23 protein-coding genes and 1 pseudogene are annotated in these 25144 nt (G+C 35.0%); 8 read left to right on the forward strand and 16 right to left on the reverse strand.

Annotation, left to right across the window (positions count from 1 at the left end; all coding sequences use genetic code 11):
* Positions 1–105: 105 nt before the first annotated feature.
* From ACFPTQ_RS07545 to ACFPTQ_RS07595, 11 genes are all read right to left on the reverse strand, one after another.
* Positions 106–777 (reverse strand): 3-keto-disaccharide hydrolase, encoded by a 672-nt coding sequence (locus ACFPTQ_RS07545; protein WP_379775850.1) that lies wholly within the window; start codon positions 775–777, stop codon positions 106–108.
* A gap of 33 nt (positions 778–810) precedes the next feature.
* The gene (locus ACFPTQ_RS07550) at positions 811–1146 is read right to left on the reverse strand and encodes a cupin domain-containing protein (RefSeq protein WP_379775853.1); all 336 of its coding nucleotides are present in this window, start codon (positions 1144–1146) and stop codon (positions 811–813) included.
* Between the two features lie 103 nt (positions 1147–1249).
* Complete coding sequence (locus tag ACFPTQ_RS07555) at positions 1250–2605, reverse strand: glycoside hydrolase family 28 protein (RefSeq protein WP_379775855.1); 1356 nt, start codon at positions 2603–2605, stop codon at positions 1250–1252.
* A gap of 70 nt (positions 2606–2675) precedes the next feature.
* Complete coding sequence (locus ACFPTQ_RS07560; RefSeq protein ID WP_379775858.1) at positions 2676–4226, reverse strand: glycoside hydrolase 43 family protein; 1551 nt, start codon at positions 4224–4226, stop codon at positions 2676–2678.
* Positions 4227–4236: 10 nt separating this feature from the next.
* Positions 4237–5640 carry a Gfo/Idh/MocA family oxidoreductase gene (locus tag ACFPTQ_RS07565; RefSeq protein ID WP_379775860.1) on the reverse strand — a complete coding sequence of 468 codons (1404 nt, stop codon included), beginning with the start codon at positions 5638–5640 and terminating at the stop codon, positions 4237–4239.
* A 173-nt stretch (positions 5641–5813) separates the two neighbouring features.
* Positions 5814–7079 carry a bile acid:sodium symporter family protein gene (locus ACFPTQ_RS07570; protein ID WP_379775863.1) on the reverse strand — a complete coding sequence of 422 codons (1266 nt, stop codon included), beginning with the start codon at positions 7077–7079 and terminating at the stop codon, positions 5814–5816.
* Between the two features lie 10 nt (positions 7080–7089).
* Entirely contained in the window at positions 7090–7752 is a 663-nt protein-coding gene (locus ACFPTQ_RS07575) for an aspartate/glutamate racemase family protein (protein ID WP_379775866.1), read from the reverse strand.
* A gap of 23 nt (positions 7753–7775) precedes the next feature.
* Positions 7776–9161: a four-carbon acid sugar kinase family protein gene (locus ACFPTQ_RS07580; protein ID WP_379775869.1), complete on the reverse strand. Its 1386-nt coding sequence runs from the start codon at positions 9159–9161 to the stop codon at positions 7776–7778.
* Between the two features lie 201 nt (positions 9162–9362).
* Positions 9363–10604, reverse strand: a complete 1242-nt coding sequence (locus ACFPTQ_RS07585; RefSeq protein WP_379775872.1) for a ribulose-bisphosphate carboxylase large subunit family protein — start codon at positions 10602–10604, stop codon at positions 9363–9365.
* A gap of 104 nt (positions 10605–10708) precedes the next feature.
* On the reverse strand, positions 10709–11098 hold the full coding sequence (locus ACFPTQ_RS07590) for a VOC family protein (RefSeq protein WP_379775875.1): 390 nt from the start codon (positions 11096–11098) through the stop codon (positions 10709–10711).
* Positions 11099–11136: 38 nt separating this feature from the next.
* A complete protein-coding gene (locus tag ACFPTQ_RS07595; RefSeq protein ID WP_379775878.1) occupies positions 11137–11595 on the reverse strand; it encodes a DinB family protein in 459 nt (152 codons plus the stop codon).
* A gap of 174 nt (positions 11596–11769) precedes the next feature.
* On the opposite strand from ACFPTQ_RS07595, the gene ACFPTQ_RS07600 reads away from it, so the two are divergent.
* The 5 genes and pseudogenes from ACFPTQ_RS07600 to ACFPTQ_RS07620 all read left to right on the forward strand — a co-directional run bounded on the left by ACFPTQ_RS07600 (position 11770) and on the right by ACFPTQ_RS07620 (position 15204).
* Complete coding sequence (locus ACFPTQ_RS07600) at positions 11770–13302, forward strand: SulP family inorganic anion transporter (RefSeq protein ID WP_379775881.1); 1533 nt, start codon at positions 11770–11772, stop codon at positions 13300–13302.
* A gap of 299 nt (positions 13303–13601) precedes the next feature.
* The gene (locus ACFPTQ_RS07605; protein ID WP_379775884.1) at positions 13602–13793 is read left to right on the forward strand and encodes a hypothetical protein; all 192 of its coding nucleotides are present in this window, start codon (positions 13602–13604) and stop codon (positions 13791–13793) included.
* 195 nt (positions 13794–13988) lie between these two features.
* Positions 13989–14336 (forward strand): annotated as a pseudogene (locus ACFPTQ_RS07610) (RNA polymerase sigma factor); the annotation flags it as partial.
* Positions 14333–14884, forward strand: coding sequence for a hypothetical protein (locus tag ACFPTQ_RS07615; RefSeq protein ID WP_379775887.1), 552 nt, complete (start codon positions 14333–14335; stop codon positions 14882–14884). The pseudogene ACFPTQ_RS07610 and the gene ACFPTQ_RS07615, both read left to right, overlap by 4 nt.
* Before the next feature lie 131 nt (positions 14885–15015).
* Positions 15016–15204, forward strand: a complete 189-nt coding sequence (locus ACFPTQ_RS07620) for a hypothetical protein (RefSeq protein WP_278035356.1) — start codon at positions 15016–15018, stop codon at positions 15202–15204.
* A gap of 82 nt (positions 15205–15286) precedes the next feature.
* Here the strand turns inward: ACFPTQ_RS07620 and ACFPTQ_RS07625 are convergent, their stop codons facing one another.
* From ACFPTQ_RS07625 to ACFPTQ_RS07645, 5 genes are all read right to left on the reverse strand, one after another.
* Complete coding sequence (locus tag ACFPTQ_RS07625; protein WP_379775890.1) at positions 15287–16069, reverse strand: PhzF family phenazine biosynthesis protein; 783 nt, start codon at positions 16067–16069, stop codon at positions 15287–15289.
* A 115-nt stretch (positions 16070–16184) separates the two neighbouring features.
* On the reverse strand, positions 16185–16610 hold the full coding sequence (locus ACFPTQ_RS07630) for an HIT family protein (RefSeq protein WP_379775893.1): 426 nt from the start codon (positions 16608–16610) through the stop codon (positions 16185–16187).
* A gap of 58 nt (positions 16611–16668) precedes the next feature.
* On the reverse strand, positions 16669–17109 hold the full coding sequence (locus ACFPTQ_RS07635) for a DUF2059 domain-containing protein (RefSeq protein WP_278035359.1): 441 nt from the start codon (positions 17107–17109) through the stop codon (positions 16669–16671).
* A gap of 118 nt (positions 17110–17227) precedes the next feature.
* Entirely contained in the window at positions 17228–20881 is a 3654-nt protein-coding gene (purL, locus tag ACFPTQ_RS07640) for a phosphoribosylformylglycinamidine synthase (RefSeq protein WP_379775897.1), read from the reverse strand.
* A gap of 185 nt (positions 20882–21066) precedes the next feature.
* Positions 21067–22578, reverse strand: coding sequence for a hypothetical protein (locus ACFPTQ_RS07645; protein WP_379775900.1), 1512 nt, complete (start codon positions 22576–22578; stop codon positions 21067–21069).
* A gap of 139 nt (positions 22579–22717) precedes the next feature.
* On the opposite strand from ACFPTQ_RS07645, the gene ACFPTQ_RS07650 reads away from it, so the two are divergent.
* From ACFPTQ_RS07650 to bshB1, 3 genes are all read left to right on the forward strand, one after another.
* Complete coding sequence (locus ACFPTQ_RS07650) at positions 22718–23152, forward strand: PaaI family thioesterase (RefSeq protein ID WP_379775903.1); 435 nt, start codon at positions 22718–22720, stop codon at positions 23150–23152.
* Between the two features lie 51 nt (positions 23153–23203).
* Positions 23204–24265 (forward strand): chorismate-binding protein, encoded by a 1062-nt coding sequence (locus ACFPTQ_RS07655; RefSeq protein WP_379775906.1) that lies wholly within the window; start codon positions 23204–23206, stop codon positions 24263–24265.
* 129 nt (positions 24266–24394) lie between these two features.
* Positions 24395–25111, forward strand: coding sequence for a bacillithiol biosynthesis deacetylase BshB1 (gene bshB1 / locus ACFPTQ_RS07660; protein ID WP_379775908.1), 717 nt, complete (start codon positions 24395–24397; stop codon positions 25109–25111).
* The last annotated feature ends 33 nt before the right edge of the window (positions 25112–25144 follow it).

Raw genomic sequence — 25144 nt, forward strand, 5'->3', positions numbered from 1 at the left:
CGAAGACATTGCGGTCTTTGTGTTTAAAAGTTAGCTGTTTTTTATCAAAGCGAGTCTCTTTCTTAAAATCTGCGGCAAAAATAATAGATTTTATCTTGAAGTAGCTTATTTGAGTTTTTTAATACATATTTTTCTAAAATCGATTGGAAAACCTTCGTATTGCAATAAAACCCTACCTTCGGTAACGGTTGATTCACTGCCTTGATTGACTAAGATGCCGTTTAACTTTTGAGTGATAACGCCATTTTTAGAAATTACTTCTAGTTTGTTCCATTCTCCAAATGGTTTTTCGGTATCCGCAAAACGTTTAGAAACCACGCTTTTGCCTGCTTGGGTTTTGGTTCCATTGATGTTAAGAGTTACTTCCTGAAGTAAAACAAAATCGCCTGTAGCGCCTTCTTTAATTTGAAATTGGATTCCTTTAGGCCATAAAACATCTGGAGTTTCAGCAGGTACCAAATACATCACACCGCTGTTTTTAGTATTCATTTTTTTTGCAAATTTAGAATCGGTGTTCCAACGGAATTTAACAATCATTTCAAAATTTTTAAACGATTGTTCGGACATCAGGTAACCCGACTTAGATCCATAAAGTCGAATCATTTTATTTTCGACCGAAAAAAGTTCGGAAGCATTGTTTACCTTGCCTTTTTCCTCCCCAAAGGCATACCAGCCTTTTAGGTCTTTTTGATTAAAAAGCGTTACTTTTTTTTGTGCCTGATTATTTTGAGTGACCAGTAATAAATTCAACAAAAACAAGCGATAAATAATATTCATAATGAGTACTGTTAGAGTAGCGAAAGCGTTGATTTATAAAAATTCTTGACGCAAAGGAGTAAAACTATCTACAAGTTTTACATATTCTGTTAGCGTTTGAATGCTGTGATTTAAATTGGATTCGATTTTATAGACATCTCCTTCGTTTAAAAGATATTCTCGGTCTTCAACAAATAATTTAAGTGAACCCGAAGCTACATAAGTGATTTGTTCATGTACATGTTTGTGTGGTGGGTCAGGTGTTTCCATTGGTCCGTTTAAGAATTCAATTACGGTAACCATCAAATGATCCAAATGAACTACTTTGCGCATTAGGGATGGATTTGAATTTACTGCTTCAAATCCTTCTTTGTTTTTTATTACTTCCATAAGTGTTTGTAAATAGGAGGCTCAAAGAACTAAAATAATTTTTTAATGTACAATTTAACTTGTTCTTTAAACTTGAGGATTGTTTCTTTTATTTTGAAATCAGTTAATTGATTTCAACTTTATGAGTGTCTTGTTGAATTAACCATGGTCTTTTGTCTACTGATTTAGTAGTTATTTTACAATTTGTAAAAGTAATGGTATCGGCATGCCTGATAAAAAAACCAAAAGCATTGGTGTTGCCAAAGTAACTTCCTTCTGGATATTTTCCATCATATTCCATAACTGTTTGATTTGTGTTTTGGATACCACCTTTTAATTCGAAATTGATATTTTCAAAAGTTACATTTTGAATGTTGTGTCCTTTTATCCCTGTAATGATAGAAGGATATTGCTGAGTAAAATTAGTTCCATTTATGTTTTTGAAAGTGATATTTGAAATGGCACCTATGCGTGTTTTTCTGTCGGGTACAGTTCTGCGTCTGTCGGCTAAAAGAATAAAGATAGCTTGCCCACAATTGGTAATTTGGCAATCGCTGAAATTTAAATTGTCAATTACAGCTCCGTCCATCGATTCTATACAAAAGGCTGAATTTTGAAAAGCATTTTTCAGGATTAGTTCAGAAACATCAAAATTCATAAAACTACCTAAGCCATCGGTACCTAATTTAAAGCAATTTCCAGCTTTTACATTTAGTTTATCCAATATACATCTTCTTACAATAATGTCTTTACAGCCGTATTCGCTACCGCTTTTAAAACAAATTCCATCGTCTTCTGATTCAATATAGCTGTCTTCAATAAGTACTTTATGACAGTCTACGATATCAATGCCATCTCTGTTTGGGGTGAGTTGGCCCGTATTTACTTTTATTTTTTGAATAACTACGTTATCCGATTCTATATAAACTTGAGTCCAGCAAGCCGGTTTGATAAGGGTAATGTTTGATACTGTTACAGTGTTACAGCCTACAAAGGCTAGGATAGAAGGACGGTCTTTTTCGGTACCTATTTCTTTTACATGCATCCAAGGTTCGTAATCACCTTGTCCGTTGATGGTTCCGCCACCTGTTATCGTTACATTGTTAACTTTGTTTCCGTAAATTAATCTTCTTTGACAATCTTGAAGCATTCTGTTTGGGAACTTGGTATCAATAAGATGATGCGGATAGTCTTTTTCATCATCAGATTTAATTCCTAAAACAGTGGCAGAAGCATCAATTTTTAAAGTTAAATTGCTTACCAAAACTATTTGACCTGTTAAAAAAGTTCCTTTTTCAAATACAACAGTTCCTCCATTTTCTTTACAAGCATCAATAGCTTTTTGAATGGCTATTTGGTCATTGGTTATTCCGTCTCCTTTAGCACCAAAATCATAAACGTTATAAACTTTTTTGATGTTTTGAGCTTGAGAACATAAAAAAGAAAGAATTGTAAAAAATGTAATACAGGCTTTTTTCATAGTTTTTTGGTAAAGGATGAGGTTGAATTTTGAGAAAGAAAATTAGAATAAATTCAAAAATTGATTTGCTTTATTTGGGGCCATCATAGTTGTAATGAAAATAATTAAAAGCAGCAGCACCTCCATCGGTTAATTCATTATAACTGTATAAAGCTATTCGGCTACCTTTCCAATATCCAAATTCGGCATTGAAATCAGGGCCAATGGCTTTGAAGTTTTTATTATCCAAACTGTAAAAGAAATGATTTTTTTGATGTATTAAATCAAGTTTTAATTTAAGGTAAATTGTTTTATTTGTAATGATGAATTCTTCTTTTGGTTTATCTTTTCCTTCGAAAAAAACGTATAATTTTCCGTTATTGTTTTTAACCCCAATAGAATTGTAAACTTTAGACATACTACTTAATCCTGCTTTTTGTCCAGAAACCATATGAGTAGCATCCATTTGAACCGTAACTTCTCCGTAACTTCCCATTACTTTTTGAGTTAAGGTATTATAAGCTTCCATAATATTTGCTGCTTTTTTAGCTTTTAAAACAAACCATCCTTTTTTGTCCGTTAAAGACCAATTAGCATTAATAGGGTTATGATTCCATTGCCATTGAAGTCCTAATTCGGCTGAATTAAATTCATCATCTGATTGCGGGGCAACAATGGGGAAATCACCAACTATATCAGGTTTTTTCCATACCGCTACAGGTTCCCCAATTCCGTTTCGGTCAATATCTATTCCAATAACGGGCCAATCGTCATGCCAATACATAGGTTGTAAATGCAATACACGCCCTAAAGCATCAGCAGATTGAAAATGATAAAACCACCACTCTCCATTAGGAGTGTCAACTATTGCACCTTGATGTGGACCGTTAATGTTGGTGCTTCCTTTTTCTAAAACGACTCTTTTTTCATAAGGACCATAAATGTTTTTGCAGCGTAAAATAGTTTGCCAACCTTCTGAAACTCCTCCTTCAGGAATGCTGATATAGTAATAATTATTTCTTTTGTATATTTTAGTTCCTTCGGCAACAGGTCCTGTATATACTGTTTTGCCTTCATCAAGTAATTTTGTCCCGTCAGCACTCATTTTATGTATAATAATTGGTCCAGCACCATGCACACTGTGTCCCAGATAGGCTTGGCCATCATCATCCCAAAAAGGGCAAGGATCTTCCCATTTTTCAACTTCTTTTACAAGTAGGAGTGGAGACCAAGGGCCTTCGGGATTATTAGCAGAAGTCATAAACAGGCCTTCATTGATAGTACAAAAATAGACCCAAAATTTATTGTCGTGAAAACGTATTGCCGGAGCCCAGCTGCCTCCGGCATATCTTTTAAAAGTATCATATGCCGGAAAATCCAAACGATTGTAAATTCGACCCACGATTTTCCAGTTTACCATATCTTCTGATTCCTGGATAGTCATCCCCATATAATGAAATTCAGAACAAATCATGTAGTATTTATTCCCAACCCGAATGACATCGGGGTCAGAATAATCAGCATTTAAAATTGGGTTTATGTAAGTTCCATTTCCTTGATCGCCCCAAGAACCTCTTTTTTGCCCATAGTTTACTACTGAAATTAGAGTAACTAAAAATAATACTAGTTGCTTGTATTTCATTTTTAGGATATTATTTATCACGGTTTGGCATTGGTGTCAAATCGGTCAAATCGGAGATTTTTATTGGTTTTCCAGATTCTATGCTATTTCGAGCAGCAATACCTATTAATATTGACATTGCTCCATCTCTACTGCCAGCAGATCTTTCGTATGGGTCGATCGTTTCAGGTGTTTTAAAAATTTTGTCATGCAAGCGTTGGTCACCACCACCATGTCCTCCTTTTTCCGTAGGAATCGTAACTTTTTCATAATCTTTCCAAAGCTTATGAACGATGATGGTTTCAAAGTCAGCTTCTTCAATAGCCGATTGGTCCATTTCTTTGTCGTGCATTTCGGCTTGATCTACCTTTCTTTTCTTATTATATGGAATATCTAAAGAAGCTTCAATTCGACCTTCGGTACCATTAAATGCTAATCTCCAGCCTTCAAAAGGGGAATACGTAGTGAGGGAGTAGTTTACCATAGCATTATTAGCATATTTTATTTGAGCCGACATTTTATCATAAATATCAATTTCTTTTCTAAAAACGCAATTGTCCCTCACATAGCCATCGTATTTTTCATTTGCGACATACAAATCCATGAGGTGTTTATCTTTAGTAATATCATAAAAATAGTTGCAAGTGTTTTTGTGTTCACATTTGCGGCAGTTTTCTCCTCTAAATGAATTGTTTTTTCCATAATGTTCTAGATCACCCATAGCAAAAACTTCAACGGGGTCTGAATCCAGCCACCAGTTCAATAAGTCAAAATGATGTGTTGCTTTATGAACCCAAAGTGTTCCGCCGCTATTTTTTAGACCGTGCCATCTCCTAAAATAGGAAGCACCATGATAGGTATTTAAGTACCAATTAAAATCTACCGATGTAATTTTTCCAATGGTATTATTGGCTAAAAGTTCTTTGATTTTTGTGCTGTAGGGACTCCATCTGTAATTGAAACCTACAATTAATTTTTTACCTGATTTTTGCTCTGCATTTAATATATCTTGGCATTTGTTTTCATCAGTTGTCATTGGTTTTTCAGTCAGTACATCATAGCCAGATTCTAATCCTTTAATAATGAATTCGTGATGCGTTGAGTCTTTTGTTGTAACAATGATAAGATCTGGTTTTGTGTTTTTTAGCATCTCATCATAATTTACAAAAGTAGGGCAGTTCACACCGATGAATTTCTTGGCATATTCAACTCTTCCAGGATTGCTATCGCAAAGACCAACAAATTCAAGTATGTCCGAATATTGTTCGATTAATCTTTTGCCCCAAAAACTAATTCCGCGTACTCCGGTTCCTACCAGAACGACTTTTAGTTTTTTAGAATTTTCAAAATCAAAATCAAATGAACTGATAGGGAATGCTGAATAAGCTGCCAGCATGCTTACTGAGGTTAAAAATTTTCTTCTTGTGATATCCATTTTGGTTTAATTTAAGGTTGGATTATAAAATCAATAATGTGGTTTTACTCTAATTTTTTTGATTGGTTGTTGTGGTAATGAAGATAAAAAAAATCATCTGAAAATTTATAAAAAAATATATCCAGATGATTGATTAATAGCTTGTTTTGGTTTTAGTTGTTAGTTGAATTTTATTAGTTCTTTTCTTTTTCTGCTTTTTTCCTCCAAAAATTGGCTAATAAGGAACCAGATACATTCATCCAGGGGCTAAATACGGCAGAGGCCAGACCTACAGTGGCTAATTTTCCCATCGAACCCGCTAGCCCTGATGCCATTCCTCCATTTTGTAAACCTACTTCGAAAGCAATAGTTCGACTACTGTCTTTGTCTAAACCACAAATCCGACTTAAATAATAGCCAAAGAAATAGCCTGCTCCATTGTGAAGCACAGCCACAAGGAAAAGAATAAAACCTATTTGAATTAAATTATCTCGACCAGCTGCGGTGGTTACCAAAGTGAAATAAATAATACCAAACATTGAAAAATAGGGCATTAAACTATCGATTTTGGGATATGCTTTATAGGCAGAATGATATAATTTACCAACTAAAATGGCACCAGCAATAAAAGCGGAAATTTCGATTAAAATTCCAGTCGTACTTTCACTATCATAAGTAAATGAAGAACCGATAAAGGACAATACTCCCAACCAAATAATTGAGAACACAGATAGATAATTTATCCTTTTTCGTGCTGTTTCACCATAGTTTTTCAAAATATCATGAATCATTGCCGCTGATAATGGCACCAAAACAATTTTGATAATTTCCATCATCATGTTGAAGAACTTCACTTCAACCATGGTTCCGGCAAATAGTTTCATTAAAAAAGGCGTCATAATGGGTGCAGCTAGGGTAGAAATAGCAGTAACCGTAACGGATAAAACCAGATTTCCTTTGGCAATATAAGTCATCACATTCGAAGCTAAACCACTACTACAAGAACCAATTAAGATGATTCCTGCTGCGATTTCAGGTTCGAAATGGAAAGTTTTTGCCAAAATAAATCCTGTAATAGGCATAATGGTAAAATGTCCCAATAAGCCAATTAGTACTCCTTTCCCTGATTTGCGAATACCTGTAAAATCTTCAATACTCATTTGAGTTCCCATACCAAACATAACCAGTTGGATGATCACTAAAATGAGCCATTTATTTCGTAAATCGATAGAGCCCAGATGTAAAAAAGTTTGTGGGTAAATCAATCCGGCGCAAACAGCCGTCAGAATCCAAAGGGTGTATTGGTAACCACTCAGGAGTTTACTATGTCCAATTCCTATTGCCAAACAGGCAAAAGCACTAATTAAACCAATTTTCCAAAGGCTGTCCATTTGTGAGAACCAACCAATAGCCGAAAGGACAAACAAAATGGGACTAGCCCAAAGGAAGAGTTTACGCATAGTAATTCTATTAGAAATAGACTTCGGCTAATTTTTTCATGGCAATCGCCGGACTTGCTAAAATAGGAACCACTTTTTCGGCATCACTTAAACCATCTACAACACGGGCCATAGAAGCTTGAGCCAACACAATTACGCCCACTTCCTGCATTAATTCTTTTAGCGCTTTGGCTACCATTTCGTCATGTTTCGCAGCATCTCCACTCATTAAAGCTTCGAAAGCTCCTTCGCATAATTTTGAGGTTATAGTTACCTCTTTTCCTGTTGCAATGGCTCTTCTTCTCACCAAATCACTGGTTGGTTCTAAGGTTGTTGGCAATGTTGCAATAACACCAATTTTGTTGCTGATTTGAACTGCTTCGTCAGCCATAGCTTGATCGACACGTACTACAGGAACCGAGCTCAAAGTAGCAGCCGTTTCGATTGCAACTCCAATTGAAGAGCAGGTTACCAAAATCACATCCGCACCCGCTTCTTCGGCTGCTTTTACGTGATTTACCACTCTGGCTGAGGTATTTGGCATTAATTTTCCTTTTTTAATTACATCTTTGATTAGACTGTCGTCAACAATATTAAATGTTTCTACACCGTTTAAATATTCCGAACTAAGTTGTTGGAATAATGGAACTAATGTAGCTGAAGTATGTACGAATCCTAATGTTTTTGCTTTCATGTATTCTTTTTTTATTTTGAATATTATAATTTTTCTCCTTTTTGAACTTTGATAAAATAATCCGCAGTGCCTACCTGACCACCTTTGAAATTGAGTTCTAAGCCATTTACTTTTTCGTCCTCTGAAATCGCTTTGCAAAGCGGAGCTCCGGGTGCTAGTGGCGCCATCATCTCCAAGGCGAAAATCCCCAATTCGGAAGCGGCATAACTCGAAGTATCACCTCCGGCAAAAAGAATACGTTGGATAGGAACAACTTGTAAAACTTCTTTAATGATTTGCCCCAAAACACGTCCGTAGATTTTACTGCTTTGTTTTTGAACTTCTTTATCCGTTAGTCCGCTCTGTTTTAAATACGTTTCGGTTTCTGCAATTCTTGGGTCATTTGGACCAATACTCGTATGCAAAATGGCGCTTTTTCCAGCTTTTAGTTTGTTTATAATTGCGGCCGCTACCTCGGCAATACTTTGTTCCTGATGGTCGTGGTGCATTATTTTAGATTCCAAAGCAATGCTTTCAAAACCATTAGCTGCAGCATATTCGATTTGTCCGGCCGTTACAGGCGAACAGCTTCCAGATACGACCAAAAGCGGACTCGCTTCACCCGGATGCTTGAATTCATAATTATTTGGAATGATGTGATTTTCTTTCCAAGCCAGTCCAAGCGCCATTTCGATTCCCGAAGAGCCAACAGTAAATAGTGTTTTCTCTTTTCCTTTCTGATGAAAAACAGTTCCAATGTTTTTTAAATGGTCCTGATTCAAACCATCAAAAAATATTATTTCAGCATTTTCTTTGGAGAGCAATGCTTCTTGAATAGCATCCGAACCTTTTTCGATAGTAGTAATATTGACTAAATCAATGCTTTTTTTGGTTTGTTTAGCCAAATGTAATCGCAAATCGGCTTCGTGAGCGGGAGTAACGGGATGCATGCTCATGGACGGATGACGGTCAAGCCGATGGATTTCGCCATTTCCGGTAGTTCCCATTTTAGCAAATAAGTTCCCAAAAACACAATACCTTCCCAAATGCGGTGCAGCAGGGGAGATGAAGGTGGTTTTTTGATTGAAAACTTCCGAACCAATTTCGATAGCTTTACCAATATTACCCACATGAGGAGCTGAGTCGAAAGTAGAGCAGACTTTGTAATGCACCTGTTCGGCATTGAAATCTCTTAAGGTTTCAAATGCAGGATATAATTCACCTTCCATTTCATTGGGTGACATCGAACGGCTTTTTCCGGCCAGACCAATAGCCTGAATTCCAGGAAAAAGCTCCAGATCCTTATGAAGTGGTGAGCGAAGAAAAAGAACGGTTTTTATTCCGGCTAGGGTCAGGAATTCTAAAGCATCAGTGGAGCCTGTAAAATCATCTCCATAATATGCCAATAATAAAGAATGTTCTCTGTTCATTATTTTACGAATTTATTTTTAGCAGTTATGTCTGCAAACACAGGAATTTTATTTTCACCACGAATTACACGAGTTAGCACAAATACTAATGATTTCTAAAATAAATTACACAAATTTTTATCTGCTTTAGGCAGATTCGTGGAATGTTATGATATCCAAATTTGTGTTATTTCGTGGAATTCGTGGCTGTTTTTTGATTTATTATTTTGCGAATTTTTTAACTGATGCTGCAAATTCAGGATGCTGTAAAACGGCTTCTTCAATAGATAAACCATCAACTGCTGCTTTCCATGCTTGTTGTAAGGCGTTTACACCTGCTGTGGGACCCATTGGGTGTGCTAATATTCCGCCACCAGCCATGTATAATAAGTCGGTGGTTTGGGTTCTTCTGTAAGTTTCAAAAGCTTGACCACCCCATTGTCCTGAAGAAACAACCGGCAAAGGATTGTTGCCACAAACAAATGGTTTTAAGCAGGACTGAATGGATTTTACCACCGAATCGTCGGATTCCCAGAATTTATTCTGGATTCCGTTTACGTGCATTTGGTCAACGCCTGCCAAACGCCAAATTTTTTGATATGCTGGAAATTCAATTCCTAATAGCGGATGACGGTTTAACATTCCCCAGCCATTGCGGTGTCCGTGGATAACCAAATCACCTTGGTCACAAATTTTTTTAGTAGCGCTCAATCCTACGCTGTTTATACTAATCATGGCGCAAGTTCCCTCGTGCTTTTTGATTAAATCGTATTTTCTTTGCATCGCATCAATCTCGTCACTGATGTTAAATGCATACATTACTTTTTTGCCTGTTTTGTGAGCATGATTGTTAATTACTTTCATGATAACGTTTACACGATCGTCAAAAAGAGAGTTTGCTGTAGATCCCATCAATTCATCATCCTTGATAAAATCGATACCTGCTTCGATTAAAGTTTGTACTAAAGCCGCTGTTTCTTCAGGACTCATCCCCACGCTTGGTTTAATAATCGTACCAATCATCGGTCTTTCGCCCACACCACAAGAGGCTTTTGAACCTTGAATTCCAAAACGAGGACCTTTGAAATGATTTTTGTAGGATTCCGGTACTTCAAAATCCATTAATTTTAATCCGGTAAATTGACTGATTTCGTATAGATTACCTTGTAAAGTGCTGATTAATAAAGGTAGATTGTATCCGAAATTCTCAATTGACCAACTTACCTGAACTTTGGCTCTTTGGTAGTTCTTACCCGGAATACTATTTCCAGGAATCGAAGGTTCGTCTACAATATCCAGTTTTTCAATATGTTCTACTCGGGCAGCAAAGCGTTGTTTGAGTTCGGCGGTTTCACCAGGAACCGATACAAAAGTTCCAGAAGACTGTTCGCCTGCTAAAACCGCTGCCGCCTGTTCTACTTCATAAGGGGTCTCAATGTAATATTCTGCAAAAATTCTTTCCATTTCTTTTATTTCGATAACGAGTTATTTTTTGAGTGTTTTTTATAAAAATAACACTTAAAATCACATGTACAAACGAAATAATAGAATCTTTAAGCAATTTTTATTTATTCCATTGAATGTATTCCAATCATATTACCTTCGGTATCTGTTGCCAAAGTGATAAAACCATAATCTCCAATAGACATTTTAGGTTTAAAAACTTTTCCTCCAGCAGCTTCAATTCTGGATTCTTCAATACTGCAATCGTTGCTCATAAAATAAACAATAGTACTGTTATTACCCGCTCCAAAACCAGGCATCTTTACCAGTGCTCCTGATGCTGTGTTTTTAGATTCCATATTAGAAGGGAAGAATAACATTTGGAATTCTTCGCCAGTATCCGGCAATGGCATTTCCTCCATTGTAAGGTCAAATACCGTTTCATAGAATTTTTTTGCTCGGGTAAGGTCATCAACATAAATTTCAAACCAAACTACAGGATTTCCATTTTTCATAACTTTAGTTTTTTAATTATACTATTTTTTCTCTAAATTTAGTTTTCATCCCTTTTATAAAAAATATAATCAGTATTGATGGCTTCTATACCATTTGCTTTCAAATCACTGGCAATTTGGGCTCGATGATAAGTCGAGTGGTTAATAACGTGAAAAAGAATCTCCTGAACAGAATTTGAAAATTTACTTCCTTTAGAGTTTTTATAATTGATTTTTTGACTTAAATCAATCGTTTCTATAATTTGTAGACTTTGGTTGTAATTGGATTCATTAATTTCTTCCAAATTGATTAAAGATCGTTTTTCCCAAACTTCCACAGTGCTTTTTTGATTCAGAATTCGGTTGTTCCAGATTACTTGGGCATTAATTAAATGGTTTAACAATTGGATCGATTTTTCAGGAATAGTACGTTCAATGTCTTCAAATAACTGTATAAGTTTTTGATTGCATTGCCAATTATATTCGAAAGTGTCTTTAAAAAATAGCTTGATTTCCATTGGATGATTAAATTCTAAATTTAAGTTAAAGATATTAAAAATCGGACAATTTAAAGTGAACAATCATATTGTACAGCATAAATTACGGTTCCATTTTAAAAACTTAACTTTGCAACTCTTTAAAAACACTCTCCATATTTTGAGAGTTTATATAATTAATTTTTTTACCATCACATGCAACAGTATATTAAACTATTTGATTTTTCACAAAAAGTAAATTATAAAACCGAAGTTTTAGCTGGATTAACCGTAGCGATGACCATGATTCCGGAATCACTTTCTTTTGCTATTTTGGCTGGATTTCCTCCTCTGGTAGGTTTGTATGCTGCTTTTATCATGGGATTAGTAACAGCTATTTTTGGTGGTAGACCCGGTTTAGTTTCGGGAGGTGCAGGAGCAACGGTTATTGTTTTAATCGCTTTAATGAATTCGCATGGATTGGATTATGTGTTTGCTGCGGTAGCATTGGCAGGTGTAATCCAAATTTTGATTGGAGTTTTTAAATGGGGAAAGTTTATCCGATTAGTTCCGCAACCTGTCATGTACGGATTTGTGAATGGTTTAGCTGTTGTGATATTTATGTCGCAATTGGAACAATTTAAAACAATGGTCAATGGACAAAGTGTTTGGTTATCAGGTAGTCCGTTGTTTATTATGTTGGGTTTGGTTGCTTTGACAATTGGAATTGTTATAGGTTTTCCAAAAATAACTAAAGCGATTCCAGCTTCATTAGTGGCTATTATGGTGGTTTTTGTCTTAGTTTTTGTTTTTGGAATTCAAACTAAAACGGTGGCCGATATTGCTTCGGTGAGTGGTGGATTTCCTCCTTTTCATATTCCTTCTATTCCTTTGAATTTAGAAACATTCCAATTGATACTGCCTTATGGTTTGATTATGGCTTGTGTGGGATTGACAGAAGGTTTGCTAACCTTAAATTTAGTTGATGAAATTACTGCTACCAAAGGAAACGGAAACAGAGAATGTATTGCTCAGGGAAGTGCGAATATTTTAAACGGATTTTTCTTTGGGATGGGTGGATGTCCAATGATAGCACAAACGTTAGTGAACTTATCTGCTGGTTCCAGAGCTCGTTTGTCAGGAATTGTGGCTGCATTAACTATTCTTTGTATTGTTTTGTTTGGTGCTCCAGTAATAGAAAAATTGCCTATGGCTGCCCTGGTAGGGGTTATGATTATGGTCTCTATAGGAACTTTTGAATGGAGTAGTTTTCGAATCATCAACAAAATGCCTAAACAGGATATTTTTGTGGGTATTGTGGTGGCTTTGATTACTATTTTCTTGCATAATTTGGCTTTAGCGGTTTTGATTGGGGTGATTATTTCAGCTTTGGTTTTTGCCTGGGAAAGTGCTAAACGCATTCGTGCTAAAAAATATGTGGATGAAAAAGGAGTGAAGCATTATGAAATATATGGTCCGTTGTTTTTTGCTTCGACAACCGCTTTTGCTGAAAAATTTGATGTGCTGAATGATCCTCATGAAGTGATTATTGATTTCAGAGAAAGTAAAATAGCCGATATGAGTGCCATTGATGCTGTTCATAAAATTACGGAGCGTTATGCTAAAGTTGGGAAAACTGTGCATTTACATCATCTAAGTGAAGATTGCCGTCAATTGTTGCAAAATGCCACGGGAATTATTGAAGTGAATATTATAGAAGATCCAACATATAGAGTAGTATCTAATTGATTGAAAATGGACTTAGTTTTATACCACAAATTACACCGATTTTCATAAATTAATAAGTTGAAATTTATCTAATTTGTAGTTTTATTCGGAAGTAATACCGCTAGGAGTCATTGCTTTAACCACTTTTAGACTAAGTATAGTTGGACGATCTAAAAATATATTCCTACTCATTTTTATAAAATTAAGAAACCAATTAGTTATACGTTTATAGGTAATTAATGGGTTACGATTTTTTTTTTTTTTTGTTTAACTGTAAGTTTTTTTAATTGTGAACAACTAATAGCTAAAAATAGATAATTATGAAAACAGTTATTATGTTCGTTTTACTTTTTGTAGTATTGAGTTGTGCAAAAGAGTCTTCACCCGAAGGAAGATCAAAAATTAGAGACAACCATCTTCAAGAACAGCTCGATAGTTTAAAATCTCAAAATGCAGCCCTTCGAAAAGAAATTAATTGGATCAAGAATGAATTAAGTGTAATGAATCCATGAAAACTCAATTGAATTTTGCTGATGTTAGATTGTTTCTTTATCAATTAGTTTAGAATGAATAAACTTGAAAAAGATTTTTTAGGGTTAATATCACAATACAATGCGATGATTCATAAAGTTGTCCATTTGTATCGTGATACCCCTGAAGATCGTGAAGATTTGTTTCTAGAAATAGTATTCTAACTCTGGAAATCCTATCCTAATTTTAAATCGGAGTCCAAAATAAGTACTTGGATGTACCGTATAGCTTTGAATACTGCAATAGCCTCTTTTAGAAAACAAAAATCTCCAATTAAGTTCTTGTCTCAATTACCTGACTTGGCTGAGGAGCAAGTAAGTGAAGAGCTTTTAGTTAGACAAGAACGATTATTTAGTGTGTTAAAAGTATTAGATGATGGTGAAAAAGCCTTGATAACGCTCTATTTTGAAGATTTAAGTTATCAGCAAATTTCAGAAGTAATAGGGATAAGTGAGAATTATGTAGGTGTCAAAATCAATCGGATTAAGGCCAAAATTAAAAATCTATTAAATGAGAAATTATGAGTAAAGATGATTTAAAATCGGAATGGAATGCAGTAGATACAATTTTAAAAAGTGAAAAAGCTTTGTTAAATATGTTACAGGAAAACCAACATCCTGTTTTAAAATCCATTAGAAGACAAATTCAGATTGAGGTTACAGCTTGGTCGCTTTTTTTATTAGTGTATTATTCGATGTTTGATGGAGATAAAAAGCCATTTTGGGTAAATGCTGTTCTAGTAGTAACACTTATGCTTCCTATTTTGCATAGCGTATACGGTTATTTTTATAATAAGTATTTGACTGATGGATCAGATGTTAAGAGGGCATTAGAACAATTATATGTTAGATTAAAGAAATACGCTTTAATCTCTATTTTTATTCGTTTAGGCTTTGCTGGAGGTTTAATGTGTTTTTTTACTTATAATATCAATTTCAACGCTAGCAAGTATTGTTTTTTAGTGCTTATAAGTACTGTTTTAGTTCTGCAAATTGCTTTTTTATGTGCTATTTGGAGGAAGCGTTTTAAGCATTTTAAATTAATAATTTCAACTTTTTATGAAAGTGAATAAGACAAATCTTAAGTTTCTCTTAAAAAGCTAAAAAAAAATCACTAAAAGTGGGTATTGTCATAAAAAGCTAATTCTTATAATTTTACCATCGTAAATAAGAACTGAAATATTAATTGTTAAAACACATCAATATGACAAATTCAGAAAAAATAAGAAAAGTTAACGAATTACTTATTGAAGTAATAAAAGATGAAGAGAATCAACTAGAAAGTTCTTTTTCTGGTTTAAAAGATGTAGTTTTGAGTATCCTAGCTGATTATTGGCAAACAGAAAGAGAGCCAGCAATCTTCATGGATAATGTGATGTTAGAAATAGATTAGTATAAAGGATATAGGATTTGTCATTTTAGGGTTTGATAAATTTTTGTTAGGAAGCCACTTTAAATTTTTAGAGTGGCTTTTCTTATTCTATGAATATAGAACCTATAAGATAGCATTTAGCGTATCCACTTATACGAACTCTATTCGCAACTAATTCACATTCTAAATATCCTTTTCGGTTCGATAGTTGTATAGCTGTTAATTTGTTTTTATTTAATTCTTTAGCCCAATATGGAATTAAACTTGTGTGAGCTGAACCTGTTACAGGATCTTCATTGATTCCAGATTGTGGTCCGAAGAAACGGGAAACAAAATCGACTTTGGTAGCTTTTGCGGTAACAATTACTCCTCTAGCATTGAGTTTTGAAATTTTTTCAAAGTTTGGATTCAGATTCAGTATATCTTCTTCATGGTCAAAAACCAGCATATAGTCAGTCTTTCCTTTAAGTGCTAGGGAGGGTTTGATATTGAACGACTCAATAATTGAATCGGTCAAATCAGTTGTTTCCACTATGTCTATTGGGAAATTCAATGAAAGTAAATCACCTTCTCGGGTTACAATTAATTCGCCACTTCTGGGAGAGAAAAATGGTATTGTGTTTTCGTTGTGGTTTTCGTAGTTGAATAACACAAAAGCCGCTGCTAATGTGGCATGCCCACATAAATCGACTTCAACAGTTGGAGTAAACCATTTAATTTCGAAATGATTGTCTTTTTTTACATAAAAAGCGGTTTCGGCTAAATTGTTCTCAGCAGCGATTTTTTGCATGATACTGTCGGGTAGCCATTCGGTTAAAGGGCATATTGCAGCTGGATTTCCTGAAAAAACTTCTTGGGTAAAAGCATCAATTTGATAGATTTTCATAGCTGAATTGTTGTTTTAGAGTAGTCCTAAGGGGGGCAAATGTTTTAATTTAAAAAAATCCTCTTTTTAAATTGGATTAAAAAAGAGGATTTAAAAGGAATCTTGTTTTACTGTTTTATAAAACAGCTTTTATTTTTTCGATAATATTTTCATATTCCTCATCTGTAAGGGTTACTCTGTTAGGAAACATTTCAAAAACACTTCCAAATCCATATCCATCAGCATATTTAGGGACAATGTGAAAATGTAAATGTGATAATTTATCCGAAAAAGAACCGTAGTTAATTTTATCAGGATTGAACACTTTAGCTATTGCTTTGGCAGTTCTTGCTACGTCTTCCATAAGCGCATTACGTTGTTCGTCAGTAAGTTCATGAAATTCAACTCCATGATCTTTGTATACTACATTTAATCGTCCAGTGTAAGATTGCTCTTTAAAAATAAATAATTCTGATACTTTTAAATCAGTAATTTTAATCATTAAATTGTCTAACGCTTCGTTTTTTTGACAGTACGAACATTCTGAAACAGGTGTTGGCATAATTAGGGTTAATTTTATTAATTTGTGTTAGTCTATAGACAAATCTAACGATAGTATTTTATTTATCCAAATAGCCTTTTTCTTTTAAGCGAGCCAATACTTTTTCACCAATTTCTCTACCCCAATTTTGACCAGCTTTCATTGATTCTTGCATGACTAAAGGCATTGTGTTAATCATTTTTTTACCAATTGGGGAGTTGTAGAAAGTAATTAATTGATCGATATCAGTTTCAGTGTAATATTTATCATAAACGGGTAAAATTAAATTCTCGATATCATTAGCATTGATTTCTTTTCTAAAATTATCCCAAAATTCTTGTTTAACAGTGGAATAGGAATTTTTAAAACTACTCATCATTTGATCCATAACTTGCATGCCTAATTTTCCTGAGCCAGTTAATTCTAACAGATGTTTAATCTTTTCTCTTTTTGAGTTATCTTGAGCATTCGCCAAAAAGGATATTAATACGAAGCTAGCCATTAAAAGTGTTTTTTTCATGTTTGTTGAAGTTAATTATTTAGAAAAGTAAATGTAGGATTATTTTTGTATTAAAATAAATTTGATGTAAAAAAAAGCGTTCTCGAAAGAGAACGCTTTTCATATTGTAGAACTAAAATTAGTTGTTTTCAATCCATTTTCTGGCATTTACAAATGCTTCATGCCATGGAGATACTTCGTCTTTTTGACCTCTTTCTGGGTAGTGTGCCCAGTTCCAAGGATAGTAAGAACGCTCAATGTGTGGCATCATCACTAAGTGACGACCTGTTTTATCACACATCATAGCTGTGTTGAAATCAGAACCATTAGGGTTAGCTGGATAGCTGTTGTAACCGTATTTACCAACAATTTGGTATTGGTCTTCACTGTAAGGTAATTTGAATTTACCTTCTCCGTGTGATACCCAAACTCCTAAAGTAGATCCTGCTAATGAAGATAACATTACAGAGTTATTCTCTTGAATAGTAACTGATGTAAATCCGCTCTCGTGTTTGTGAGAGTTGTTATGTTGCATTTTTCCGTGTACTTCGTGTTCCGGATTAATTAATTCTAATTCCATGAACAATTGACATCCATTACAGATTCCAACAGAAAGTGTGTCTTCGCGTTTAAAGAAGTTCTCTAAAGCCGTTTTCGCTTTTTCGTTGTATAAGAAAGCTCCAGCCCAACCTTTAGCAGAACCTAAAACATCCGAATTAGAGAAACCTCCAACAGCCCCGATGAATTGAATATCTTCTAAAGTTTCACGACCCGAAATCAAATCGGTCATGTGAACGTCTTTTACATCAAAACCAGCCATATACATAGCATTAGCTACTTCGCGCTCAGAGTTTGATCCTTTTTCACGGATAATCGCTGCTTTTGGTCTTGGACCTGCAGGAATCTCTGCTTTTTTACCTGTAAAATGAGCAGGAAAAGTAAAGTTTAAAGCTTGGTTCTTATAGTTGTCGTAACGCTCTTTAGCTGTTCCGTTTTTAGATTGTTTTTGATCTAATAAATACGATGTTTTGTACCAAATATCTCTGTATTTAGCAATGTCTAATTGGCAAGGGCCAAAGTTTAAAATAGCCTCGTTTGTTACTGTTCCTAATTTGTAGAAAGAAACTCCGCTAGCATTTAATTTACTTTCTAAAGCAGCGTCGTCTTTCGCCTGGAAAACAATACCGATGTTTTCTGCAAATAAGTATTTGATAATGTCTTTTTCTTCAAAAACAGAGAAGTCAATTTTTGCTCCTAAGTTTACATCAGCAAAACACATTTCTAATAAAGTAGTGATTAAACCACCACTTCCAATATCGTGTCCAGCCACAATTTGACGGTCATTAATTAATTCCTGAACAGTGTTGAATGCTTTTTTGAAGAATGCAGCGTCCTTAATCGTTGGAACTTCAGTACCAATTTTGTTCAATGTTTGAGCAAAAGAAGAACCGCCTAATTTAAAGTCGTCCTGAGAAAGGTTGATATAATAGATTGAACCTGCATTTTTTTGTAAAACCGGCTCAACTACTTTTGTGATGTTAGTACAGTTACCAGCAGCCGAAATAATAACCGTTCCAGGAGCAATTACCTCGTCGTTTGGATATTTTTGTTTCATCGAAAGTGAATCTTTTCCGGTTGGGATATTGATTCCTAATTCGATTGCAAAGTCAGAACAAGCCTGAACCGCTTCGTATAAACGAGCATCTTCACCTTCATTTTTACAAGCCCACATCCAGTTAGCCGATAATGAAACACCTTTGATACCGTCTTTAATTGGAGCCCAGATAATGTTTGATAAAGACTCGGCAATAGCAGTACGGCTACCAGCAGCAGGATCTACTAAGGCAGCGATAGGAGAGTGACCAATAGAAGTGGCGATACCTTCTTTTCCATTATAATCCAAAGCCATAACCCCAACGTTGTTTAATGGTAATTGTAATGGTCCGGCACATTGTTGTTTTGCCACTCTTCCGCTCACACAACGGTCCACTTTGTTAGTTAACCAGTCTTTACAAGCTACTGCTTCTAATTGCAATACTTCTTCTAAATATTTAGCAATATTGTTTTTGTCGTAAGCTAATTCAGTGTAGTTATAGGCTACTGAATTATCAGTGATTACGGTTTTAGGAGAACTTCCAAAGAAATCTTCCAAAGCATAATCCATCGGTTTTTCACCCGTAATTTTTGATTCAAAAGTAAAACGGTGGTCACCGGTTACATCACCTACCTGATACATTGGAGCACGCTCTCTTTCGGCGATTCTTTGTAAGGAATCGATGTCTTTTTGAGCGATAACTAATCCCATTCTTTCCTGAGATTCGTTACCAATGATTTCTTTAGCAGAAAGTGTAGGGTCACCAACAGGTAATTTGTCTAAGTCGATTAAACCTCCAGTTTCTTCCACTAATTCCGAAAGACAGTTTAAGTGTCCACCAGCTCCGTGATCGTGAATAGAAACGATAGGGTTGCTGTCGCTTTCTACTAATCCACGAATGGCATTAGCAGCACGTTTTTGCATTTCAGGGTTCGAACGTTGGATGGCATTTAATTCAATTCCCGAACCAAAAGCACCTGTATCAGCAGATGAAACCGCAGCTCCGCCCATTCCAATTCTATAGTTTTCTCCACCAAGGATTACAATTTTATCTCCTTCTTGTGGTTTGTGTTTGATAGCTTGGTCTAATTTTCCGTAACCAATACCACCAGCTTGCATGATTACTTTATCGTAACCTACTTTTCTATTATTTTCTTCATGTTCGAAAGTTAAAACAGAACCCGTAATAAGCGGTTGCCCGAATTTATTTCCAAAATCAGAAGCTCCGTTTGAAGCTTTAATTAAGATATCCATTGGTGTTTGGTATAGCCATTGCCTTTCGTCCATGGCTTTTTCCCAAGGTCTTTCTTGTTCCAGGCGAGAGTAAGAAGTCATGTAAACTGCAGTTCCAGCTAATGGAAGCGAACCTTGTCCTCCTGCCAAACGGTCACGAATTTCTCCTCCTGAACCTGTTGCAGCACCATTGAAAGGCTCTACAGTTGTAGGGAAGTTGTGTGTTTCTGCTTTTAATGAAATTACCGAATCAAATTCTTTTGTTTCGTAAAAATCAGGTTTATCAGCACTTTTAGGAGCAAACTGAGTTACTTTTGGTCCTTTTAAAAAGGCTACGTTATCTTTATAAGCCGAAACGATATCGTTAGGGTTTTCCTGAGATGTTTTCTTGATTAATTTGAAAAGAGAAGTTTCTTTTTCTTCACCGTCAATGATAAAAGTTCCATTGAAAATTTTGTGACGACAGTGCTCCGAGTTGGCCTGAGAGAAAGCAAATATTTCGGAATCCGTTAATTTTCTTCCTAATTTGGTAGCCAAATTATTCAAGTATTCTACTTCTTCTTCGCTTAAAGCCAATCCTTCCTGTTTGTTATACCCATCAATATCATCGATTTCTAAGATAGGTTCTGGTTGAATATTGATAGTAAAAATATCCTGATTTAATTCGGTATATTTTTGAGAAAGCATTGGGTCAAAATCGTTGAAATCTTCAGTAGCTCTGAAAAATTCTTCAATACGAATGATTCCTGAAACACCCATATTTTGAGTGATTTCTACTGCATTGGTACTCCAAGGCGTAATCATTGTTGCACGAGGACCAACAAAAAAATCCGTCAATACGGATTTCTCTATTTTAGTTGCATTGGCAAAAAGCCAGTTTAGTTTAGAAATATCTTGAGCCGAAATTTCGCCTTGAGTTTGTACAGCAAAAATTGCGTTGCTTTGGTTTTCAAAGAAATGAATCATCGTAAAAGTATAAGTTTGTTAAATTAACGCTGCAAATTTAGGTTAAAAAAACAGTACGAACAAGTGTAAAAATGACTTTTTAAGGTCGTTGAAATCAGTGTTCAGATTGTAGATTTCAGAAAGCAGATGGAGGTATTTAGAAAGCAGTTTAAAGAGTTAAATACTAGGAGTTAACAACTTAATAGCTATTTAGGAAATGTCATATTTTGATAAGCTCCTAAGTCAGGAGGTGAAGTTCTGGTTTTTCCATTAATATCTAAAGGAATTAAATAAATCGGATTCCCTTTTGCGAAAGCGGCAGAAGTATTGTCAATATTTAGCTTGTTTTTTACAATGTCAAAAAACAGTGGATTTTGATTGATTATGTTGTTTGGGTAATGGTTTGTGTCACCGAAATTAAATAGAGGATTGGAGCTATTGGCTTCCTGTTTTAATAAGCAATTGTTGAATTGGTATTCAAATTGGGCTGTATTATTTTTGTCAAAAATCAATGCGTTAGTGTAGGCTCCATAAATAATGCAATTATTAAAAGTTGCCTGAGTTAGATTTGAAATTTCTGGATTTTTGGAACTTTTACGATTACTTAGTGTTAGGGTCGATTGTTGCGGGCTATTCCAATAGTTGTTAAATGTGCAATGTGTAAACTGATAGTTTCCGCCATAAATACAGGCTAAGGTAGCTTTGCCAGCGGTATTAATTACGATGTTTTCGCCTGTAATTTTAGCGTTTTCGGCTAAGATTCCATAATGAGAAGAATTGTAAATCTGGCTGTTTTTTATAGAAATCGTGCTGTTGTCTTGATTGTCAATTCGTAAACCTATTGTTGCATTCTTGATGGTAAGATGATTGATAGTATGATTTGTACTTCCACTTCGAAGCCAGATGGTTGACCATTGTCCGGGAATACTAGCATACATAGCTTCCTGACGGTCGCCTTCAAAGATAATCTCGTTTTCCAGTTTTGTTGAGGTCGAAACTGTCCCGTTGCATTGTAAACTTGCCGATTGTGGTACAATTAAGCCTGAGTTAGCATGGAAATAAACTCTAGCTCCTGCATCAAAAATGACGGTTTTGCCTTCTGGTACGCAAGCATATCCATAAATCACATAGGGTTTTTGATTGGTAAAATGCAGTTCGTTTCCATTGATTGCGTCATTTTCGTCCAAATAGAATCCGCTTAATTCTTTTTCGTCAAATGTTACGGTCTCGGTAGTATTATCATTGAAGCGTTTTGGATAGAGAAAAACAGCATCTTTTACTAGTGTGAGTAATTTTACTTTTTGCAAATTACTACCACTGTCAAACTCAATTTCATCAGCATACAAAAAATCTACAGGATTAGCGTCCGAAATAGATGGGGTGGTTTCTATAAAAATATAGAGACTGTCCCTACCTAAAAGAGTAACATTGTTAAAGATTTTATTGTTTTCGCCTTGCATGCCATCAACGGTCATGCGGTATTTAGAATTCAGTCCTTTACCAAGTTTGATCGAGGGTATGTTAATATCGTTTTTGCTTTTATTGTACACTTTTAGCATGTAAGTACTGGAGCTTATTGTAGAAAAAACGGTATCTAAAAAAACAGTATCTCTGGAAAAAACTAATTTACCATTGCTGGGTATAGTAGAAAAATCAGTACGACAAGCACTGATAAGTAAGGTTATTCCAAGTATAAATAATAGCGAAATGGGACGCATTGTTTTGTTTTTTTGTAAAAATAGAAAAAAACGTATTGTCTTAGCGTTAATTTTTAAAATGGATGACAGAATAAGCTTTGGATTTAGCACAAAGTATCTTTTCTTTTCTTTATTTTTACAATCGATTAAAATAAAATTCATGACATTCGATAAAGAAAAGATATTGGAATACTGTAATCGTATTTCTAAAAACACCTTAATGGAAACCTTAAATATTGAATATGTGGATGCTGGAGAAGGTTTTTTGACAGCAACAATGCCTGTCAATTCCAGCGTTCATCAACCTATGGGCTTGTTGCATGGAGGGGCTACGGTAGCTTTAGCTGAAAGTGTTGGTAGTGCGGCTTCTTTTATATTTGTTAATCCAGAAGTAAGCGAGGTACGCGGAATTGAAATTTCGGCCAATCATTTAAAATCGAAAAGAGAAGGAGTGGTTACGGCTACTGCCAAAATTATTCATCAAGGTGCGAGCATCCATTTGTGGGAGATTCGAATTGTTGATGAAAGAAATAATTTGATTTCGCTTTGTAAATTGACCAATATGGTTTTACCTAAAAGAAAGAAAATTAATTAAAGTAAAATTCGGTTACGTAGATTTTTAATACAATCTTTAATACACAACTGTATGATTGATTTCTTTATAAAAATAAAACAGCAACAAGCGCAAAATTTACCTTTTGTTGTTTATAGAAAGCCTTACAAAGCAGAGTTAAGAGGTTTTTTTCAAAAAAATGATCATTTGTATTTTGCCGAAACTTTGGATGAAACTGGATTTGTTTTTGCTCCTTTTGACGGCAATCAAATGATTTTGATACCCAAAAATCAATCGGTTATATGGGAAGCAGATGTTAGTTCATTAACAGAGCAACAAGCCGTTAAAATAGAATCTTCAGAAAATCAGATAGAAAAAGAACGCTTTGAGTCACTAATCCAAAAGGCTGTTGAAGCTATTAAAAGAGGTGATTTGAAAAAGGTAGTATTGTCTAGAAAAGAAATTTTAGAGGTTCCTAATTTTGATTTAGTGGCTGCTTTTACCCAATTGATTCAAAATTTCCCAACTGTTTTTTGTTATTGTTGGTATCATCCTAAAATTGGTTTGTGGTTGGGAGCAACTCCAGAACGTTTGCTTAAAGCAAGTAGGAAAAAGTTTTGTACGATGGCATTAGCAGGAACGCAAAATTTTGAAGGCAGGACTGATGTGATTTGGGAATCAAAAGAAATTGAAGAACAGCAATTTGTAACTGATTTTATTTTAGAAAATTTAAAAGGTTTGACCTCAGAAGTTGCTATTTCAAGTCCGTATACCGTTCAAGCAGGTAATGTGTTGCATATTAAAACAGATATCGAGGGCGTAATCAATAAATCATCACATTTAAGTCAGGTGGTTTCTGTATTGCATCCTACACCAGCGGTTTGCGGTTTGCCTAAACAGGAGGCTAAAGATTTTATTTTAGCAAATGAAGCTTATGATAGAGAATATTACACAGGTTTTTTAGGAGAATTGAATAAAAAAGATTTTACAGAGAAAAAGCAAAAATCGGATTTGTATGTTAATTTGCGGTGTATGCAAATAAAAGAGAAACAAGCGCATTTGTATATTGGCTGCGGTATTACAAGAGAAAGTATAGCAGAGAAGGAGTGGAATGAAAGTGTGAACAAATCCTTTACGATGAAAAGTGTGCTTTGAAGTTAGAAGTCAGAGGTTAGAAGTTAGAAGTTAGTTGTTTGCTGTTTCCATCATTTAAAATTTAGAAACCTCGCAAAAATTTTCCTCTTTGGGGTAAAAAATAGATTTAGAATACAGAAAAAAGAAATAATGAAATTAGATATACTGGCGTTTGGAGCACATCCTGATGATGTAGAGTTAGGTTGTGCAGGAACCATTTTAAAAGAAGTTTCCCTAGGGAAAAAAGTAGGGATTATAGATTTGACAAGAGGGGAATTAGGTACTCGTGGATCAGCTGCTATAAGAGATGAAGAAGCAAAGGCTGCTGCTGCTATTTTAGGAGTATCGGTTAGGGAAAATTTAGCCATGCGTGATGGTTTTTTTGTAAATGACGAAAAACACCAACTGGAGATTATAAAAAGGATTCGAAAGTACCAACCTGATATTGTTTTGTGTAACGCTATTGATGATCGTCATATCGATCATGCCAAAGGGAGTAAATTGGTTTCGGATGCTTGTTTTTTATCAGGTTTGATTAAAATCGAAACCGAATTAGATGGACAGCCGCAAAAAGCTTGGAGACCCAAGTTAGTTTATCATTACATCCAATGGAAAAATATCGAACCTGATTTTGTGGTAGATATTACTGGTTTTACGGATAAGAAAATAGAATCCATTTTAGCCTACCGTTCGCAGTTTTATGACCCTAATTCTACCGAACCAGAGTCGCCTATTACTTCAAAAAACTTTTTTGAGAGCTTGAATTATCGTTCTAGGGACTTGGGGAGGTTAGTAGGTTTAGATTATGCTGAAGGTTTTACAGTAGAGAGGTGTTTGGCAGTCAATAGTTTAGCGGATTTGCTGTAATTTTTTTTAATTTTTTTTCAAAAAATGTTTGCA

Origin of the sequence: Flavobacterium sp. GCM10022190 (assembly GCF_042656445.1) — a bacterium.
GTDB lineage: Bacteria > Bacteroidota > Bacteroidia > Flavobacteriales > Flavobacteriaceae > Flavobacterium > Flavobacterium nitratireducens.